General features: G+C 66.2%; 3 protein-coding genes. All 3 read left to right on the top strand.

Going from position 1 to position 1,279, the window contains the following annotated elements:
• Window positions 1-214 precede the first annotated feature (214 nt).
• The 3 genes from ACIQU6_RS44950 to ACIQU6_RS44940 are packed head-to-tail and all read left to right on the top strand — an operon-like array spanning window position 215 to window position 1,189.
• Entirely contained in the window at window positions 215-502 is a 288-nt protein-coding gene (locus tag ACIQU6_RS44950; protein ID WP_403488550.1) for a transposase, read from the top strand.
• Entirely contained in the window at window positions 486-770 is a 285-nt protein-coding gene (locus ACIQU6_RS44945) for a transposase (RefSeq protein ID WP_403488548.1), read from the top strand. Before ACIQU6_RS44950 ends, ACIQU6_RS44945 begins: the two co-directional genes overlap by 17 nt.
• On the top strand, window positions 767-1,189 hold the full coding sequence (locus ACIQU6_RS44940; RefSeq protein ID WP_403488546.1) for an IS3 family transposase: 423 nt from the start codon (window positions 767-769) through the stop codon (window positions 1,187-1,189). Before ACIQU6_RS44945 ends, ACIQU6_RS44940 begins: the two co-directional genes overlap by 4 nt.
• Window positions 1,190-1,279 lie beyond the last annotated feature (90 nt).

Raw genomic sequence — 1,279 nt, 5'->3', positions numbered from 1 at the left:
CTCACGCCGCTCCTGCTCCGCCGGGGTGTACCCACCCCTCTGCCCATACCGCATGCCACTGTCGTACCGCAGGGATCACGGAACGTCACCACCCCACGGACACAACGAGTTCAACCTGAGTACTGATCTTTAAAGGGTGGTGGACCTTTCCCCGGAATCTTGGACACCTTGGACACTAGATCGTGAGGATCCGGAGGACAGGAGTCCCTGACAGATGGTGATGAAGCACTACCCGCCGGAGTTCAAGGCGGAGGCGGTCGCGCTGTACCGCTCGCGGCCGGGAGCGACGATCAAGCAGGTCGCCGCGGACCTGGGCGTGAACACCGAGACGCTGCGGAACTGGATACGGGCTGCGGACGGCCGGCGGACCGGCTCGCATGCGGCGGCCGGGGCGGGCGGGGAGCCGTCCGCCCCGCTGGAGGCGGAGAACGCGGCCCTGTGTCCCTCCCCTCGTAGTGTGGATACGTCCGCTATGAGGAAGTTTGATGGCAGAGATACGTAAGAAGTACGACGCGGAGTTCCGGGCTGGGGCGGTCCGGATCGTTCGTGAGACGGGGAAACCGGTGGCCCAGGTCGCGAGGGACCTGGGGATCAACGAGGGCACGCTGGCCACGTGGATCTCCCGGGACAAGGAGGCCACCCGCGCTGGGCTGGATCCGGACGAGCGGGCCGAGCTTGCTCGGCTGCGCCGGGAGATTCACGAGCTGCGGATGGAACGTGATGTCCTCAAGCGATCAGTGGTCCTATGGGTAAAGGAGGCGACGAAGTGACGGTTGTGGACTTCATCGCCGACCAAAGGACCAGTCACCGTGTGCCGCACGCCGTCTCCTGCCGGGCCCTTGAGGTCTCGCAGTCCTGGTTCTACAAGTGGCTGGGCCGCCCAACCACCACGAGGGACGAGCACCGCGCCGATCTCACCATGGCCATCAGGGAAGTCTTCGACCGCTCCGGCGGCACCTACGGTTCCCCGCGCATCCACATTGAGCTCCGCGGACGCGGGTGGCGGGTATCGAAGAACACGATCGCGAAGATCATGGCCGAGCTCGGGCTGGCCGGCCGTGTCAGGAAGCGCCGGCGGTCGCTGACCCGGCAGGGTAAACGGCCTGCCGCCCGGGACCTGGTGCGGCGCAAGTTCACCGCTCCGGCCCCGGATGTCGCCTGGTGCGGCGACATGACCGAGATGTGGTGACCCCGGCGGTGTGGACACTCTGACAATGGATCGTGTGGGTCCGAGGAAGGGCGTCCTGGTGGGACGTAGGTCTCCGTATCCGGAGGAGTT

The sequence above is a fragment of the Streptomyces sp. NPDC090442 genome (assembly GCF_044769405.1).
Lineage (GTDB): Bacteria > Actinomycetota > Actinomycetes > Streptomycetales > Streptomycetaceae > Streptomyces.
Note: the sequence above shows the minus strand (reverse complement) of the source record. Positions and strands in the feature narration are given on the sequence as shown.